Origin of the sequence: Nitrosopumilus sp. b3, from assembly GCF_014078525.1 — an archaeon.
Taxonomy (GTDB): Archaea; Thermoproteota; Nitrososphaeria; order Nitrososphaerales; family Nitrosopumilaceae; genus Nitrosopumilus.
On record NZ_MU078697.1, the window covers coordinates 16124 to 32504 of the forward strand.

At 34.6% G+C, this 16381-nt stretch carries 19 protein-coding genes; 11 read left to right on the forward strand and 8 right to left on the reverse strand.

Translation table 11 applies throughout. From position 1 onward, the window contains the following. Positions 1 to 2 precede the first annotated feature (2 nt). The 9 genes from C6990_RS09410 (at position 3) to C6990_RS09450 (ending at position 7526) form a co-directional block, all read left to right on the forward strand. Positions 3 to 806, forward strand: a complete 804-nt coding sequence (locus C6990_RS09410; protein WP_182130746.1) for a [LysW]-aminoadipate/[LysW]-glutamate kinase — start codon at positions 3 to 5, stop codon at positions 804 to 806. Continuing rightward, positions 799 to 1980: an aspartate aminotransferase family protein gene (locus C6990_RS09415; RefSeq protein WP_182130748.1), complete on the forward strand. Its 1182-nt coding sequence runs from the start codon at positions 799 to 801 to the stop codon at positions 1978 to 1980. The genes C6990_RS09410 and C6990_RS09415 overlap by 8 nt, the downstream gene beginning before the upstream one ends. After that, a complete protein-coding gene (lysM, locus tag C6990_RS09420; protein ID WP_048115653.1) occupies positions 1967 to 2386 on the forward strand; it encodes an HTH-type transcriptional regulator LysM in 420 nt (139 codons plus the stop codon). Before C6990_RS09415 ends, lysM begins: the two co-directional genes overlap by 14 nt. A 117-nt stretch (positions 2387 to 2503) precedes the next feature. Continuing rightward, positions 2504 to 3670, forward strand: a complete 1167-nt coding sequence (locus C6990_RS09425) for a LeuA family protein (protein ID WP_182130750.1) — start codon at positions 2504 to 2506, stop codon at positions 3668 to 3670. 22 nt (positions 3671 to 3692) lie between these two features. After that, positions 3693 to 3860, forward strand: a complete 168-nt coding sequence (locus tag C6990_RS09430) for an alpha-aminoadipate/glutamate carrier protein LysW (protein ID WP_048115651.1) — start codon at positions 3693 to 3695, stop codon at positions 3858 to 3860. Beyond that, positions 3857 to 4699, forward strand: coding sequence for a lysine biosynthesis protein LysX (gene lysX, locus C6990_RS09435; RefSeq protein WP_182130758.1), 843 nt, complete (start codon positions 3857 to 3859; stop codon positions 4697 to 4699). The genes C6990_RS09430 and lysX overlap by 4 nt, the downstream gene beginning before the upstream one ends. A gap of 42 nt (positions 4700 to 4741) precedes the next feature. Beyond that, the gene (locus tag C6990_RS09440; protein WP_182130760.1) at positions 4742 to 5827 is read left to right on the forward strand and encodes a M20/M25/M40 family metallo-hydrolase; all 1086 of its coding nucleotides are present in this window, start codon (positions 4742 to 4744) and stop codon (positions 5825 to 5827) included. Continuing rightward, positions 5827 to 6864, forward strand: coding sequence for a diphthine synthase (dph5, locus tag C6990_RS09445; RefSeq protein WP_182130762.1), 1038 nt, complete (start codon positions 5827 to 5829; stop codon positions 6862 to 6864). Before C6990_RS09440 ends, dph5 begins: the two co-directional genes overlap by 1 nt. A 44-nt stretch (positions 6865 to 6908) precedes the next feature. Further along, the gene (locus C6990_RS09450) at positions 6909 to 7526 is read left to right on the forward strand and encodes an FAD synthase family protein (RefSeq protein ID WP_182130765.1); all 618 of its coding nucleotides are present in this window, start codon (positions 6909 to 6911) and stop codon (positions 7524 to 7526) included. On the opposite strand, the gene C6990_RS09455 is transcribed toward C6990_RS09450, so the two are convergent. The 4 genes from C6990_RS09455 to C6990_RS09470 all read right to left on the reverse strand — a co-directional run bounded on the left by C6990_RS09455 (position 7523) and on the right by C6990_RS09470 (position 10308). Beyond that, positions 7523 to 8206, reverse strand: a complete 684-nt coding sequence (locus C6990_RS09455; RefSeq protein ID WP_182130767.1) for a DUF120 domain-containing protein — start codon at positions 8204 to 8206, stop codon at positions 7523 to 7525. The two genes, C6990_RS09450 and C6990_RS09455, sit on opposite strands and share 4 nt — an antisense overlap. Positions 8207 to 8214: 8 nt before the next feature. After that, positions 8215 to 9360 (reverse strand): DNA primase DnaG, encoded by a 1146-nt coding sequence (dnaG, locus tag C6990_RS09460; RefSeq protein ID WP_182130769.1) that lies wholly within the window; start codon positions 9358 to 9360, stop codon positions 8215 to 8217. A gap of 150 nt (positions 9361 to 9510) precedes the next feature. After that, a complete protein-coding gene (gene erpA, locus C6990_RS09465; protein WP_182130771.1) occupies positions 9511 to 9861 on the reverse strand; it encodes an iron-sulfur cluster insertion protein ErpA in 351 nt (116 codons plus the stop codon). 90 nt (positions 9862 to 9951) lie between these two features. Further along, positions 9952 to 10308, reverse strand: a complete 357-nt coding sequence (locus tag C6990_RS09470; protein ID WP_182130773.1) for a helix-turn-helix transcriptional regulator — start codon at positions 10306 to 10308, stop codon at positions 9952 to 9954. Between the two features lie 94 nt (positions 10309 to 10402). Here C6990_RS09470 and C6990_RS09475 point away from each other — a divergent pair, with 94 nt between their 5' ends. Beyond that, positions 10403 to 10924, forward strand: a complete 522-nt coding sequence (locus C6990_RS09475) for a cupredoxin domain-containing protein (RefSeq protein ID WP_182130775.1) — start codon at positions 10403 to 10405, stop codon at positions 10922 to 10924. Positions 10925 to 10986: 62 nt separating this feature from the next. Here C6990_RS09475 and C6990_RS09480 read toward each other — a convergent pair whose 3' ends face one another. The 3 genes from C6990_RS09480 to C6990_RS09490 are packed head-to-tail and all read right to left on the reverse strand — an operon-like array spanning position 10987 to position 14628. Continuing rightward, positions 10987 to 11748 carry an enoyl-CoA hydratase/isomerase family protein gene (locus C6990_RS09480; protein WP_182130777.1) on the reverse strand — a complete coding sequence of 254 codons (762 nt, stop codon included), beginning with the start codon at positions 11746 to 11748 and terminating at the stop codon, positions 10987 to 10989. Positions 11749 to 11784: 36 nt separating this feature from the next. Beyond that, entirely contained in the window at positions 11785 to 13902 is a 2118-nt protein-coding gene (locus tag C6990_RS09485) for a 3-hydroxypropionate--CoA ligase (protein WP_182130779.1), read from the reverse strand. A gap of 42 nt (positions 13903 to 13944) precedes the next feature. Next, positions 13945 to 14628, reverse strand: a complete 684-nt coding sequence (locus C6990_RS09490) for a type 1 glutamine amidotransferase (protein ID WP_182130781.1) — start codon at positions 14626 to 14628, stop codon at positions 13945 to 13947. A gap of 49 nt (positions 14629 to 14677) precedes the next feature. Between C6990_RS09490 and C6990_RS09495 the strand changes: the two genes are divergently transcribed. Next, positions 14678 to 15055 carry a toprim domain-containing protein gene (locus C6990_RS09495; RefSeq protein WP_182130782.1) on the forward strand — a complete coding sequence of 126 codons (378 nt, stop codon included), beginning with the start codon at positions 14678 to 14680 and terminating at the stop codon, positions 15053 to 15055. Here C6990_RS09495 and C6990_RS09500 read toward each other — a convergent pair. Beyond that, positions 15052 to 16326, reverse strand: coding sequence for a Glu/Leu/Phe/Val family dehydrogenase (locus C6990_RS09500; RefSeq protein WP_182130783.1), 1275 nt, complete (start codon positions 16324 to 16326; stop codon positions 15052 to 15054). The genes C6990_RS09495 and C6990_RS09500 overlap by 4 nt on opposite strands. Between the last annotated feature and the right edge of the window lie 55 nt (positions 16327 to 16381).

A 16381-nucleotide genomic window follows, 5' to 3' on the forward strand; every position in this document is an offset into this window, starting at 1 on the left:
ATATGATCACAATCAAAATTGGTGGAAGTGTAGTAGATGATTTACATCCATCCACAATTGCAGATATTAAAAAAGTTGCAGAATCAGAAGGTATAATCTTAGTTCATGGTGGGGGAAAAGAAGTTACAAAAGTTTGTGAGCAACTTGGTAAGGAACCAAAATTTGTCACATCACCAAGTGGCATCAAAAGTAGATATACAGATAAAGAAACTGCAGAGATTTTTACAATGGTAATGTCAGGTAGAATAAACAAAACTATTGTTCAGATGCTTCAAAAAAATGGAATTAATGCAATTGGTCTTTCAGGGGTTGATGCTAAAATCATTCAAGCAGATAGAAAAAAGAAGCTTCTCATAGTTAATGAAAAAGGCAGAAAGCAAGCAATTGATGGTGGATATACAGGTAAAATTACAGATGTCAACTCAAAATTTATCAAATCTCTCTTAGAGCAGGGACTAACACCCGTAATATCTCCAATTGCAATTAGTGAAGAATCAGAATTCCTAAATGTTGACGGAGATAGAGCCGCAGCATATGTGGCAGGAAAAGTTGGATGTGATAAGGTATTATTCATTACAAATGTTGATGGTCTTCTAATGGATGACAAACTTGTTTCAAAGTTGTCATTGGCAGAAGCAAAAGAGATCAGACCAAAAATAGGACCTGGGATGGAAAAGAAAATTTTGGCATCAACAGAAGCATTAGATATGGGAGTAAAAGAAGCATTGATTGCAAATGGACAAAAAGAGAATCCAATATCATGTGCAATTGCACATGATAATTGTACGGTGATTCAGAATGAGTGAAGATCAATTTATGGGAAATCTCTATCAGAGATTTCCAGTTACCGTTGAGAAAGGGAAAGGATCACATGTATGGGATGTTGATGGCAAAGAATACATTGATTGTATGGGAGGATATGGTGTTGCATTAGTTGGTCATCAAAATCAAAGAGTCAACAATGCAATCAAAGAACAAGTTGATAAAATTATTACAGTTCACAGTTCTCTATACAATAAAACGAGAGAGGAGTTTTTGAAAACATTGATTGGATTAGCTCCCAAAGGACTCACACAAGTTCACCTAAACAATAGCGGTGCAGAAGCAATTGAAGCTGCAATGAAATTCGCAAGGAAATTCACAGGCAAAAAAGGAATGGTTGCAATGAAAGGATCATATCACGGTAAATCATTTGGCGCTTTATCATTAACATTTAATCCAAAATACAAAAAAGCATTCAAACCATTAGTTGAGAAAGTTTCTTTTGCATCTTTTGGAGATATTGAATCACTTCGTTCAGTAATTGATGAAGATACAGCATTTGTGATTTTAGAACCAATTCAAGGTGAAAGTGGAATAATTGTTGCACCAGATGGATTTTTGCAAGATGTACGAAAACTTTGTGATGAAAAAGGAATTCTGTTAATTTTTGACGAAATACAAGCTGGTTTAGGAAGAACAGGACGATTATGGGCATCGGAGCATTGGGATACTGTACCAGATATTTTGTGTCTTGCAAAAGGAATTGCAGGTGGCGTTCCAATGGGTGCCACACTTGTAAGACCAGACATACTTGCTTCAATGAATAAGGGAGAGCACTCCTCAACGTTTGGAGGAAATCCATTATCATGTGCAGCAGGAACTGCAGCACTCAAAGCATTAACTGAAGATGGATTAATTGAAAATTCTGAAAAAATGGGCAAAATATTCAGAGAAGGTTTAGAGAAACTAAAAGAGAACCACACCATGATTAGAGAGATTAGAGGTAAAGGACTAATGATTGGCATAGAGATGAAATTTGAAGTAAGGGACATACTTATGGGATTAATGAAAAAAGGTGTCCTCATGTTATACTCTGGAAGAAATATTCTAAGAATTCTCCCACCACTAGTGATTTCCGAAGAGGACATAACAAAAGTTTTACATGCTCTAGATTCTGTACTAAGTGAAGAGGAGCAAAAAAAGGTTGTACAAGGATAAAGTAGACGAAAAAATTATAGGATATCTAAAAGAGGATGCCAGAGAATCATTTGTAGACATCGGTAAAAAATTAAAACTTTCTGAATCAGCAGTTAGAAGACGAGTAAAAAATCTTGTAGATAGTGGAACTATTAAAAAATTTACTTTGGAGCTTGGAGAAGAGAATGCAACAAGTGCAATTGTATTAGTCTCAGTTGATTCTGCAACAGATACATCAAAAGTTTCTCTTAAACTTGCAAAATTAGAAGGAGTAAAAACAGTTTATGAAATAACAGGTCAATACGACATTACAACTATTATGAGTGCATCAAGTATTGCTGAGATTAATAATACCATTGATGCATTAAGGAAGATTCCAGGTGTTGTCGATACAAATACTGTGATAATTTTAAGAAAAATAATCTAAAAACGACTTTCGTAAAAAAAAATCACTTCAGAACTAATTTAGGATCAAAAATAAATTTTTTCAACGAAGATAGTACGAATATGTTTATATCATCAAATTATGTTAACGATTTCAGTAATGAAAGATCCGAATCATTATGCAAATATCTACAACTCGTATGACAAAAATCCAAAGAAGATCAGAGTACTAGATAGTACTCTAAGAGAAGGAGAACAGCACCCAGGTGTGTCATTTACTAACAAACAGAGAATTCAGATTGCATGGATGTTAGATTATTTCGGAGTTGATCAAATTGAGATATCACCAGTTGTTTCAAATGATCATAAAGAAGCAACCAAGACAATAATTAAACAAGGGTTAAAGGCAGATATAGTTTCACATGGACGTGCACTAAAAGAGGACATCGACATTTCATTAGATTGTGATGCCAAATGGTGTGCAGCATATTTAGGAATTTCAGACATTCATCTTAAAGACAAGTTACGTATTTCAAGAGAAGAAGCATTGAGAAGATCAGTTGAAACAGTAGAGTATGCTAAATCTCATGGTCTAAAAATTAGATTTACAGTTGAAGATGGAAGCAGAGCAGAACCAGAATTTTTAATCAAAGTTTGTAAGGCAATAGAAGAAGTAGGTGTTGATAGAATTAGTCTTCCAGACACAGTTGGAATATTACGTCCGATTGGAATGTATAATTTTGTAAAAAAAGTTAGAGATGCAGTGGATGTTCCATTAGATGCACATGTTCATAATGATATTGGATTTGCAGTAGCAAATGCATTTTCAGCATGTGATGCAGGAGTTGATCAAATACATACTACAATTGATGGGATTGGAGAAAGAACAGGGATTCCACCACTAGCAGAAGTTGCAGTTGCATTGACATACCTATACAAATCACCAAATGATTTCAGATTAGATATGCTACTAGATCTTTCAAGATTAATTGAAGAGTATACATCAATCAAGCCATATGATTCAAAACCAATTGTAGGTTCATCTGCATACAAACACAAAGCAGGAACACATCTTGCAGCCATTCTTAGAAACCCAGCTGCATACGAGCCAATTCCACCAAGGGCAGTAGGTAATCGAAGAAGAATTGTATTTGGAGAACTTGCAGGGAAAACAGGTGCAGCCTATTTGATGTCATTATTAGGACTAGAGAAAGACGATGAGAGTGCAAAAGCAGTGGCTGCAGGATTAAAAGGACTTAGAATGGGAGATCTAATAGAAATACCACTCGAAGACAGACTTGAAAAAAAGATAATTAATGATAAATAAAGAGGGTTGTGGAAGATAAGATATGTCAAAATGTGAAGAATGTGATGCAGAAATATCCATCCCAAGTGATGCACTTGAAGGAGAAATTGTAACATGTCCCGAATGTGGCGCAAGTTTTGAATTAGAAAAAAGTTCAGACGGTTTCCAACTAAAGCCTGCCCAAACGGTTGGCGAGGATTGGGGACAGTGAGTCCTGACGTTACTATTCTTTACGATTCCATCCGTTGGGAAGAAAAAGCCCTTCTAGAAGCAGGAAAAAAAAACAACATCAATATTCAGATGGTGGATTGTAAGAAGTTAGCATTAGATTTAGAAAAAAAACCTGAAGATTATGGAATTGTAATTCAAAGATGTGTTAGCTATTACAGAAATTTACATTCAACTGCAGCTCTTGAGGGATTAGGAGTCAAGGTAATTAATTGTCTAAACACGGGCGTTTTTGCTGGAAATAAATTATTTACACATATGTTACTAAAGAAATCAGGTGTTCCAACACCAGATGCTACTGTAGCATTTTCAAAGGATGCAGCGTTAGAAGCATTAGATGATCAAGGATTCCCCAAAGTAATCAAGCCAACTGTAGGCAGTTGGGGAAGATTGATTTCAAAACTCAACGACAGAGATTCAGCCGAAGGGATTATTGAAAGTAGAGAGAACATGTATCCAATTTATCAAATCCATTATCTGGAAGAATTCGTAAAACGACCTCCAAGAGACATTAGAGCAATAATGGTAGGAGACAAAATTGTTGCTGCAATTTACAGAAAATCAAAACATTGGAAAACAAACATGGCACTTGGTGGGGAGGCAGAACCATGTAAGGTTACATCAGAAATGGAAGAGATGTGTATCAAAGCAAAAAATGCAGTTCAAGGAGATATTGTAGGCGTAGATTTGATGGAAAGTGATGAAAAAGGATTGGTAGTACATGAAGTAAACAACACCACAGAATACAAAAATACAGTTAGAGTTTGCGAGGTAGATATCCCATCATTAATGCTAAATTATGCCCTAAATATAGAAAAATAAGAATTGACTAGTCATTTATCAGAATCAAGATTTGCAGTAAAGATGTTAGAGAAAGCATTGAGACTTTACACACCATCATTAAGTGAAAAACCAATGGCAGAATTTTTAGCTGACAAATGTGATGACTTGGGATTTGAAGATATACAGATAGATGAAGTTGGAAATGTTATTGCAAGGAAGGGAACTGGATCTCCAAAAATTATGTTATGCGGTCACATGGATGTTGTACCAGGAAAAGTCAAAGTAAGAAAAGAAGGAGATGCACTATATGGTAGAGGAGCATCAGATGCAAAAGCCCCATTAATGGCAATGCTATTTGCAGCCGCATCAATTCAAAATAATAATGGAACCATAATTTTTGTAGGAGCTGTTGATGAAGAAGGAAACGCAACTGGAATTAAAAATCTTGTTAAAAAAGACATAGGAATTGATTATGCAATTTTTGGAGAGCCTAGTGGAATTAACCAAGTAACAATTGCATACAAAGGAAGATTAGCTATTAATCTCAAAATAAGTGTCGATGACAGTTCACATGCAAGTGCACCATGGCTTTCAAAAAATGCCATTCATGAATCAATGATTTTTGCAAAAGAGCTAAAAGAAAGATTGGAAGAAAATCAAGAAAATAAAACCAAAGGAATGTTGTTAACATCATCAATGACGGAGATCAGAGGAGGCACTAGCCATAACATTACTCCAAAGGAATGTGAAACAATTTTCGATATTAGAATTCCAGTAGATATGAATTGTAAGACAATTGAGCAAAAAATTGCAGATATAGTTAAAGAAATTTCTCAAAAACGGGAGGTCGAAGCATTTTATTCAATTCTTGATGAGACAGAACCATTTGAGGCACCACATAATTCCCCACTAGTTAGGGCCTTAACGTTAGGTATTCTTGAGGAGACACAATCAAGGGCCACATTAATCAGAAAAACAGGAACTGGTGACATGAATGTTTTAGGGAACCAATGGGCAATTCCCGTAGTCACGTATGGTCCAGGAGATCCTCATGAAGCACATACAATTGATGAAAAAGTATCCATTGAAGAATATCTAAAAGGGATAGAAATCCTAAAGAAGACTCTACAGCATTTAAAAAGACTTCATGACAGAAAGATGCAGTAATGCTTTGGTTTGTAGGTTTAGGAATTTCGGGATTCAAATCAATTCCGATTGAGGCAATAGATATTTTATCAAAGGCAGATATCGTATACCTTGAACAATTTACAAGTCCAATTGGTAAATCAGACTTAACTAAAATTAAAAATGCAATTAAAGGAGAATTCATACCAGCAAAAAGATGGCTTGTAGAAGACGGAGAGGAGATTCTAAAAAATGCTAAGAGAAAGAAAGTTGTGTTACTCTCCTACGGGGATCCTTACATTGCAACAACGCATATAGAGTTACGAACAAGAGCAATTGAAGAAAAAATAAAAACGCATTCTATTCATGCATCATCATCCCTTACCTCAATGATTGGAGAATGTGGTTTACATTTTTACAAAGTTGGAAGAATTGCAACAATAATGAGTGAAATGAAATCTCTTACAACCCCATATTATGTCATTTACAAAAATATTATTGAAGGAAACCACACAGTTCTTCTTTTAGAATATAATCAAGACAAAGATTTTTTCTTAGATCCTAAAGATGCATTAGATGGACTAATAGAAACAGAGAAAGGACAAAAAAGAAATGTGATTAGTTCAGATAGCTACGCAATTGTTGCATCAAGAATAGGATTCAGAGATCAATTAATCATTTCAGGAAAAATATCTAGTTTAAAGAAAAAAGATTTTGGAAAACCACCGCATACAGTGATAATACCAGGTAGATTACATTTTACAGAATCAGATGCCTTGAAGATATTAGGTCAATGCATCGATGAGCCATTTGATAATTCGGCAAAAACAAAGAAAATTTCAAAACAAATGATGGAAAAATATGTACCAATGGTAAGAGAGGCTTTAGAGGAAATTGAACCACATTACAAGAATCAAAAAGAATTTCAAGTGATTTTAGAAAATGCAGAATTGTACATTAAAGATGCAGAGAAATTTCTTGAAGATGGTCAGGATGAGGTAGCAATATTGAGCATTGGATACGCAGATGGTTTAGTTGATGCATTAAGACTGGCCAAAGGTCTTGATCCAAAGATGTAATGCTGAGCGATGAATTAAAGAGAGGGTCAGAGATAGAAAAAATATTGGATCAAAGTGAAAAAATAATTCTAACAGTGATGTATGTATGCCAAATTGATGGAAAACCATTATCACAAGCCATTATGAAAAAATGTATGTTATCAGAGGACATGATAAATTCAAAGATTGATGAATTGGTAAAAAACCAATTTGTTAATGAAGATAGATGCACACTTACAGAAATGGGCAGGAGTTCATTAAGAGTAGTTTTAGCTGGAGGGGTTTTTGACATTATTCATCCAGGTCACATTCATACGCTAAATGCAGCAAAGGCATTAGGCGATGTGCTTGTAGTTGTTGTGGCAACAGACAATACAGCAGTAAAGATGAAGAAAAGAAATCCAATTCACAGTCAAGAACAGAGACAAGAATTAGTAAATTCACTATCAATGGTGGATCTATGTCTGATAGGTCAAGAAGACGACATTTTCAAAACGGTGAATCTTGTAAGACCAGAAATAATCGCATTGGGTTATGACCAAGTACATCAAGAGAAATTCATAACTGAAGGATGTAAAAAAATCGAGCTTGATGCAAAGGTTGCAAGATTACAGTCTCCAATTCCAGAAAGTTCCAGCTCTAAAATTGAAAAAGAGTATGGTGAATCTATTCACGGAATCTAGGAATTAATTTTAATTTTAATTGAAATTTTTGAGCCATCTTTAAGTTTTGCAGTCTTTCTCAGACAGGATTTAGAGATTAATTCAATAATTGAATCATCATGATGTGTTCTCTCAAGTATGATTAATTCACAATTGGCTAAATTGTTTAACTTTGCTGGAAAGCATTTTACCCATCCATAAGTTCGCTTTCCATCTGAGAAGCTCTTAATTTTTACACCATCCAAAGTTTCAAATTGTTTGATAGATTCTTGATGTATTTTTTTATCTAATCTTACATTTAGAGTTCCAGGAAATGGGACATATCCAATTTTTGACTGGAATTGTTTTGTGTATCCTTTTAATCCCATATAGTAGGCACCTTCACCCATTCCAGAAACCAGAGTTCCTTTAAGTTCAACATAAGAGGGTGAGGAATCCAAACTTTTTCTAAGTATGGCTGAGAGTTTTACCATTTCATTAAATCCTTTAGGAGTAATTTTAACAGAAATGTTGCGACCACTAATTATTCTATCTATGAATTGATTCTGTTCTAATTCCAATAGATGCTTGGATGCAGATTGCTGAGATTTTTTAATATTTTTTCCAAGAGAGGAAGTGGTAATGGTAACATAGTTGTGTTTTGCACCTTTGGATAAGAGATATGAGAGGGTTAAGATGTGCTGAATTTTTAGTTCAGTCATCTAGTTTCCTAAGATACGCCCAAGTCACCGAATGTTTTTAGTTTCATGCCATCAGAGTTTGAAAGTTTGGCAACTCTGTGACCAACAACACATTCTACACCTGCATTTTTGGCGCCTTCTAAAAGTCGTTGGGTAATAATTCCATCAAGTAGAAGATACTTTATTCCAGATTGGGAAGACAGTTTACTTACTACTTCACTGATAGGAACTTTGAAAACTTCATTTTGATCACTATCTAATGCAACAGCTTCAAGCGTTTCATTGAGATTTGGGAAAACTTTTGATGCAATTTCTGCAAGAGGTTTATCATCTTCACTTTTTAGTTCAGGTGCAGGTTTTCCGGATTTAATTTCATCTGCAATTGGTCTTAGAATTTCATCAATTCTTGTTGGAGTTAATTCTTCAACTTCAACACCAGTATCAGCTTGTAATTCATAGTCTAAAGTTACAACAGATTTTAGTTCTTTGAGAATAAATCCACCAGATCTATCTCCATCAAGAAATGCCACTACAGTATCTTTACTGTTACATAGTTCTTTGATGGATTCATCAATTTTTGCACCTTCAATTGCTAAAACATTATCATAACCAGCTCTTAGGAGATTGATTACATCTGCTCTTCCTTCTACTAGTATTACCCATTTAGAATCAAAAATGCCAGAACTACATGTTAATTTAGATGGTCCATATGTTGAGAGTTTACCAGCATCGCCTTGATGAACATCATTTAACATGGTTTCTCCTTCACTAACTGTTTTAGTAGCCCATTTTTGCTTGATTTCTTTTGCACGTCTTACAATGTCATCTTTCTTTGCTGCTCGTACATCATCAATTGCTTCTAATTTGAAGGTGCAATCAAAAGGTCCTACTTTATCAATACTTTCGATTCCTGCAGCAATTAATGCGCAGGTGTCAATATCAGTACTCATTGGAATTAAAGCATCACCTGCAGTAGTGTTTGCAGTAGATTTACTATTAACTTCAATACGTCCTACTTTTGAAACTCGTTGCAGCTCATTCAGATTCATCTCTGGGCCTAACAGTCCTTCTGTTTGGCCAAAGATAGCTCCGATTATATCTGCTCTTTCAACGAGCCCATCAACTTCATAGGAAAGTTTAACGTGATATTTGACAATTCCTGATTTACCGGACATAAGTTCATCTCCTTTATTATCATGATTTGGGTGTCTACCTTCGATATATGAGGGTATCGCAAAATAGGTTACAGCACATGAAAAATTCAAAAAATAAATGAGCTTAGCAAATGCTATGCAAATCTAAAAATGAAAAATAATGATAGTTGTTTATTCAGTACTAAATGAGTGACCACATGAACAGGATTTTGTAACGTTTGGATTATTGATTTTAAATCCAGATCCCATTAGACTTTCAATATAGTCTACGTTTGCACCTTGTAGATGGTCAACACTGTAACTGTCAACTAGGAGTTTTACTCCATTTTCTTCCATGACTATGTCATCTTCTTCTGGTGCCTTTTCAAAGCCCATCCCATAAGATAGACCAGAACAACCGCCACCTTGGACATATACTCGAAGATATTCAGGTGATTCTGCTTCTTCTTTCATGAATTCTTTGATCTTTTCAGCTGCTTTTGTGCTGACTGTGATCATCTTTTGTGTTTGCTCAGTTGCCATTATAAACAAAAATGCCGCTTCAAATTATAATAAGCTTTTCCCACCCAGCACACTAGTAATTCAGGAATTTATTCATGTTTTAGTCATTATTCACCAGAGATCGTTGTCACAACCCCCAGAAATATTAGGAAAAAGTTCAACTGTTGTAACTTCTAAATCACATTTTAAAGAAATTGATTTCACCTTACTTTTGTATAGAAAGTATTTTTTTCCATCCTGATTGATGGATCCAGATATTGCCAGTAATTTTGCATCATAAAGTGTTTGTAGTCTTCGATAGACAGTACTAATTGGAATCTTTTTTTCATTAGAAATCTCCATGGCAGATTTTGGCTTTTCTAAAGTATTATGGAGAATTTGTTTGCAATATTTATCAGCTAGAATTTCTAAAATAATTTGCTTTCTTTCATCATCAACTATCTTTTTAGATTGAAATAATTCCTGCATAGTCTAAAGAAAAATAGATTGAATTTAACAAAGATGATTGCACTGCAAGACATCGTATACACTCTAGATTAATCCTCCAAATCAAAATTAAAACATGGAACAGTTATCAAAAAAAATAGTTCTTTCGACAATAGTATTTTCAATTTTACTGATTTCATTTTCAGTGAATTTTGTAAATGCACAATCAGTTCCAGAATGGGTAAAAAATACAGCATTATGGTATGGAGAAGGAGTTGTTTCAGAACAAGAATTTCTAAACATGGTAAAATTTTTGATTGAAAATGGAGTCATTGTTATAGATAGTGTTGATACTGAAAAAGTTACACATCAAGCATTAGTCACAATTCCAAATGGAAACTCAGAGGTTGCAAGTGCAGGATTTTACCTACCATTGAATCTAGAAATCTCTAAAGACACTAAAGTTACATGGGTAAATGATGATTCAGTACCACACAACATTCAGAGTCTAGATGCAACTGGAAAAGTAATTGATTGGTTTAACAGTCCCCCATTATACACAGGTGATAAATATGAATTCGTTTTTGATGAACCTGGTGTTTACAACTACTATTGTTCATTCCATCCTTGGAGAGTAGGTTCAATTACAGTAAAGTAGAGTTGAAAAACTCTAGTTTTATTTTTTTAATTTGAATAAAATAAGAAGGAAATTGGAAATAACTATTTTTTTGACTTGTTTACAAATGCTGTCATACGCTCTTCTCTATCTGGATGAGTGAAGCAATTTCTCCATGCAAGTATTTCAAGTCCAAGACCAGTATCAAGATCTGCATTTCGTCCTTTGTTAATTGCAACTTTAGACATTTGAACACCCATTGTAGAGTTTCCAGCTATTTGTTGTGCCATTTTCAAAGCTTCTTCTTGTAATGATGCAAGAGGAACTACATGGTTTACAAGACCTATTTCTTTTGCTTCATCAGCTTTGATCATTTTACCCGTGTAAACAAGTTCTTTTGCTTTTGCTATTCCCACAATTCGCATTAATCTTTGAGTTCCTCCCCATCCAGGTGGAACTCCGATGGTTACTTCTGGTTGTCCAAGTTTAGCAGTATCTGCTGCTATTCTAATATCACATGACATTGCAAGCTCACAGCCTCCACCTAAAGCAAAACCATTAACGGCAGCAATAGTTGGTTGTTTTACTAATTCAACAGTTGAAGTAACAAGTTGACCAGTTTTAGCATAGTCAACTGATTCCTCTGCGGAGATTTTTGACATGTATTCAATATCTGCACCAGCAGAAAATGCCTTTTCTCCTTCACCAGTCAAAATGATAACTTTTACATTATCATCATGATTTAGTTCCTCAAAAGTTTTGATTAGTTCTTTTGCAACATCTGTATTCATAGCATTGAGTTTGTCAGGTCTGTTAATTTTGACAGTACAAATGCCATCAGAAGTAGATGTGGTAACTAGTGACATGTTAATTTGGCAAAAGATATGGGAATTAAATGTTCTCTATTTTCCTAGGACTTTGCCCCATTGGGCTAATGCAGATGCAGCTGCAACCCAAGTTCTAAGATCTTGATAAACTGGAACTTTATGTTTCTCAATCAATTTTATCATTTTTTCAGTATATGGACCACCATTTCCACCTGCGATAATTGGTTTCTTCTTTTTCTTTGAGAGATCATCTAAGAAACCAACAATTGTTTCTTCAAGTGGATCATCTTGGAAGACAAACCATGGCATCGCAATATCAATATTTTTTTCATCTAGGAATTGTTGAATGACAAATCTATAATCATCGGCAGTTGCACCACCGCCAACATCTGCTGGATTTCCATTATGAATTGGAACAGTTGGTGGGAATCGGGCCTTGATTTTTTTAAGAATTGGTGGAGACATTTTTCCTATTGTCAAACCTAATCTTTCTAATTGATCAATTCCACCAATCATTGGACCAGCACCATTACTAGTCATAGCAACACGGTTACCCTTTGCAGGAGGTTGCCATGCTAGTGCTTTTAGTGCTCCAACAAGTTCTTGATAACTATCAACTGAAATAATTCCTGCTTGTTTGAATGCACCCATGATCATTGCATTTGAACCACCAAGTGAGCCGGTATGTGATGCAGCTTGTTTTGCACCTGCTGCGGTTCGACCACTCTTCCAGATTACTATGGGTTTCTTCTTTTCTTTCATTACACGTTTAGCAGTATTGATGAATTTTCTACCATCACCAAATCCTTCAACATACAAGCCAATGACTTTAGTTTGGGGATCATTTGCAGCATACCATATCATATCTGCCTCATCAACATCAGAACGATTACCAAAACTAATCATCTTGGACAAACCAAACACATCAGCACTTTCTAACATACTAATTCCCATGGTTCCACTTTGAGAGAAAAATGCAACATTTCCTAATTTTGAACGTACCATTCTTTCTTGTCCTTGAAATGCACAATCAAGACGATTAGCAGCATTAAACATTCCAATACAATTTGGACCCACCACACGGATTTTGTGTTTTAGTGATAATTCTTTTACTTCAGCTTCCATGGCAGCTCTATCACCACCAAGCTCTTTACCTCCACCTGAAACGATTACAACATTATGAATTCCTTTCTTTGCACAGGTCTTCATAATTGGTCCACATAATGAAAGATCAATACAAACAACAACAAGGTCAACTTTGGCTGGAATGTCTTCTAATGACGGATAACATTTGATTCCAAGAATTGATTTTTGTTTTGGATTAATTGGATACACCTTACCTTTGTAATCTTGTTTTCCAAGTGCATCTAAAACAGAATTACCAATTTTTCCAGGTGTTGCAGATGCTCCAACTAGTGCAACGGACTTTGGAGTGAAGAAGGATTCCATTGATTCAATGTTTGGTTTGGCTTTAGAGATAGAATTCTTTTTTAATTTATTATTTAGAATAATTTTTGCATCAACTACATAATGTGATTTTGGATAAACAATTACCGGATTAAAGTCAATGCTGTTGATGTAATCGGCATTTTCTACGCCTAATTTTCCAATGTTTACTAACATTTTTGCGACCATGTTAAGATCAACTGGCTCACTTCCTCTGAAGCCTTTCAGAAGTTTAGAACCTTTGAGTTCATTAATCATTGATTTAGCATCAGATGTAGAGATAGGTAGCATTCTAAATGCAACGTCTTTGAAGACTTCGGTCATAACTCCACCCAATCCAGCCATTATCATTGGACCAAATTGTGGATCATTTTGAATACCTACAATGAGTTCAACGCCTTTTGGAACCATCTTTTCCAAAAGAATTCCCTTAACTTCAACACCTTTCTTTTTAGAAAGACGACCATACATGTCATTGAATGTCTTTTTTACGTCATTGACATTATCAATTCCAACTTTTACTCCTCCAACATCAGTCTTGTGTAAAATTTGTGGAGATACAACTTTCATTACAAGAGGGAATCCAATTTTTTTTGCTTGTTTTGCTGCTTCATCTGCAGAAGTAGCAAGTGCATAAGGTGGGACTTTAACTCCATAAGTTTTAAGAATAGATTTCGATGATTCTTCAGTAATTACTTTGTGATCTGTTTGAATAATTTCTTCAAAAATTTTCTTCACGGCAGCCATCGTTCGATCGATGAAATCAAATCTAAGTATATTAAACTTTGGTCAAAGGTCAAATGACGTTTTGAAATTGTTGTAAAAATTCTTCATATTTGATTTTACACTTGAAATATTTTCAATGATATCTAAACGGATTTTTTGTGGATCGATGTATGGGATTTCTTTGAGTTTTTCTTCAGTATTATCAAGCCAAAGATTCACCATCTTCTCATTTACTTCCAAATGAAATTGCAATCCAATTGCACTTTTGTATTGAAATGCCTGATTGGGATAATACTCAGATGAGACTAAATTGATAGCACCATCAGGTAAATCAAAGGTATCACCATGCCAATGAAAAACAGTGAAAGGGTTTTTGAAACCAGAAAAAAGGGGCGAACTATTTGAGATTTTCAAATCATCATAAAATCCAATTTCTTTTTTAGGTCCAGGATAAACTTTTGCACCGAATGTTTTTGCAATTAGTTGAGAACCTAAACATATTCCTAATACAGGAATATTTTCTGCCACATAATTTTTGATAAGTTTTTGTTCCTCTTCAAGGTAGGGCAAATCATCATTTGCACTTTCTGGTGCACCTAAAATTACAGCAAGTGGGAATTTTTTTTCGGGAATCTTTTCGTGTTTGGCATGAACTGAAGTAATATGAAATCCATCCTCTTCTAAAAGTTCACCAAGATATCCAGAACCTTCGATTCTAGTATTTTGTATTAGTAAAACTTCAGACATTATTGATATTTTACAAAAGTGCTTAATATGTTAAAACAGAGAGAATAGCATGCTAGTAACGGAACAAGAAATTATAGACTTGAAAAATCTTGTTTTACAATTAAACTCAAAGACTAATTGCATAGTTGCTGTAGAAGGAAAGCGAGACTCTAGTGCATTAAGAAAAGTAGGATATCGTGGAAAAATTTTAGAATTTTACAAATTCAAGGGAATGGTAGATTTTACAGACTATGTTTCAAAATACAAAAACATCATCTTACTTTTTGACAGAGATAAAAAAGGAAGACACCTAACTGGAAAAACAATTCATCTTCTTCAAAGAAGAGCAAAGATTGATCTTTCATACAAAAGAAAACTCAGAGAGATAACAAAAGGAAAAATTATGTTTATTGAGCAACTAGTTTGTTACGAATCTTATCTAGTCTAAGGCCAAATACCTTTTTGGTTAAAAGCCTCTATTACTCTATTTACTGCTAAAGCCATAGTTGCTTTTCTCATGTCTACCTTGTGTTTCTTTGACATTTCATATGCGTCTTTGAATCCTTTAGTGATATTTTTCTCCATCTTATTTGCAACCTCGTCAAAGGTCCAATAGTATCCCATATTGTTTTGAACCCATTCAAGATATGAAATACATACACCACCAGAGTTTGCTAGAATATCTGGAATTACTAGAATATTCTTTTTATAGATAATTGGATCAGCCTCAGGTAATGTTGGGCCATTTGCAGCTTCTGCAATAATTTTACATTTGAGATTCCTTGCAATCTTTGCATCGATTTGGTTTTCTAATGCACCAGGGACTAAAACATCACATTTTGTAGTAAGTAATTCTTCAGTAGAGATTTTTTTACTTCCAGGGAAACCAACAACAGAACCATGTTTTTGTTTATACTCTAAAATTTTACTTACCTTTGCACTTTTAGGAATAGATATAGAACCTTTAGAATCACTAACTCCGATTATTTTTGCACCCATTTTTTCAAGATACTCTCCTGCAAATGTTGATGCATTTCCAAATCCTTGTAAAACAACTTTAGCACCTTTTAGATTTAGTTTAATTGCCTTTGCAGCTTCTCTTACTGTATATGCTGCACCTAAACCAGTTGCAACATTTCTTGCAAGTGAACCGCCCATTGAAATTGGTTTTCCAGTGATTACACCTGGAGAATATTGATTACCGTTTAGTTTGCTAAATGTATCCATGATTTGTGTCATTTCTTTACCAGTTGTATAGACATCAGGAGCTGGAATATCTTTTGCAGGACCAATAATTTCAGATATTTTGTATGCAAAACCTCGTGTTATTTTTTCAAGTTCAGTGTCACTAATTTTTTCAGTTTTAGGATTGACAAAGATACCACCTTTACCTCCACCTAATGGAATATCAACAATTGCACATTTCCAAGTCATCCAAGATGAAAGTGCCATAACTTCACGTTCCATGTATTCAACACCACCTTCTGGGTTAAAGTATCGAATACCTCCTTTGTACGGACCTCTATCATTATTGTGTTGACTTCTAAAACCGGTAAAAATTCTAAGTTTACCATTATCCATTGTTACTGGAATTTTTACTCTCAAAACTTTGTTTGGCATTGCAAGATATTCGCGTAATCCTTTATCCTTAATTCCAAGAAGATCGCAAGCATCATTAACTTGTTGAGTTGCATTAGCAAAAGGATCATTCTTAACCAAGATGATTTTCAAAATTAATTATATTATATTAAGTTTCATTCAAAATTTCAGATCG

Coding starts and splice junctions, on each gene's coding strand:
- C6990_RS09410 (WP_182130746.1), top strand. CDS start 3: ATGATCACAATCAAAATTGGTGGAAGTGTAGTAGATGATTTACATCCA.
- C6990_RS09415 (WP_182130748.1), top strand. CDS start 799: ATGAGTGAAGATCAATTTATGGGAAATCTCTATCAGAGATTTCCAGTT.
- C6990_RS09425 (WP_182130750.1), top strand. CDS start 2,504: ATGAAAGATCCGAATCATTATGCAAATATCTACAACTCGTATGACAAA.
- C6990_RS09430 (WP_048115651.1), top strand. CDS start 3,693: ATGTCAAAATGTGAAGAATGTGATGCAGAAATATCCATCCCAAGTGAT.
- C6990_RS09440 (WP_182130760.1), top strand. CDS start 4,742: ATGTTAGAGAAAGCATTGAGACTTTACACACCATCATTAAGTGAAAAA.
- dph5 (WP_182130762.1), top strand. CDS start 5,827: ATGCTTTGGTTTGTAGGTTTAGGAATTTCGGGATTCAAATCAATTCCG.
- C6990_RS09455 (WP_182130767.1), bottom strand. CDS start 8,206: ATGACTGAACTAAAAATTCAGCACATCTTAACCCTCTCATATCTCTTA.
- dnaG (WP_182130769.1), bottom strand. CDS start 9,360: ATGTCCGGTAAATCAGGAATTGTCAAATATCACGTTAAACTTTCCTAT.
- erpA (WP_182130771.1), bottom strand. CDS start 9,861: ATGGCAACTGAGCAAACACAAAAGATGATCACAGTCAGCACAAAAGCA.
- C6990_RS09470 (WP_182130773.1), bottom strand. CDS start 10,308: ATGCAGGAATTATTTCAATCTAAAAAGATAGTTGATGATGAAAGAAAG.
- C6990_RS09475 (WP_182130775.1), top strand. CDS start 10,403: ATGGAACAGTTATCAAAAAAAATAGTTCTTTCGACAATAGTATTTTCA.
- C6990_RS09480 (WP_182130777.1), bottom strand. CDS start 11,748: ATGTCACTAGTTACCACATCTACTTCTGATGGCATTTGTACTGTCAAA.
- C6990_RS09485 (WP_182130779.1), bottom strand. CDS start 13,902: ATGGCTGCCGTGAAGAAAATTTTTGAAGAAATTATTCAAACAGATCAC.
- C6990_RS09490 (WP_182130781.1), bottom strand. CDS start 14,628: ATGTCTGAAGTTTTACTAATACAAAATACTAGAATCGAAGGTTCTGGA.
- C6990_RS09495 (WP_182130782.1), top strand. CDS start 14,678: ATGCTAGTAACGGAACAAGAAATTATAGACTTGAAAAATCTTGTTTTA.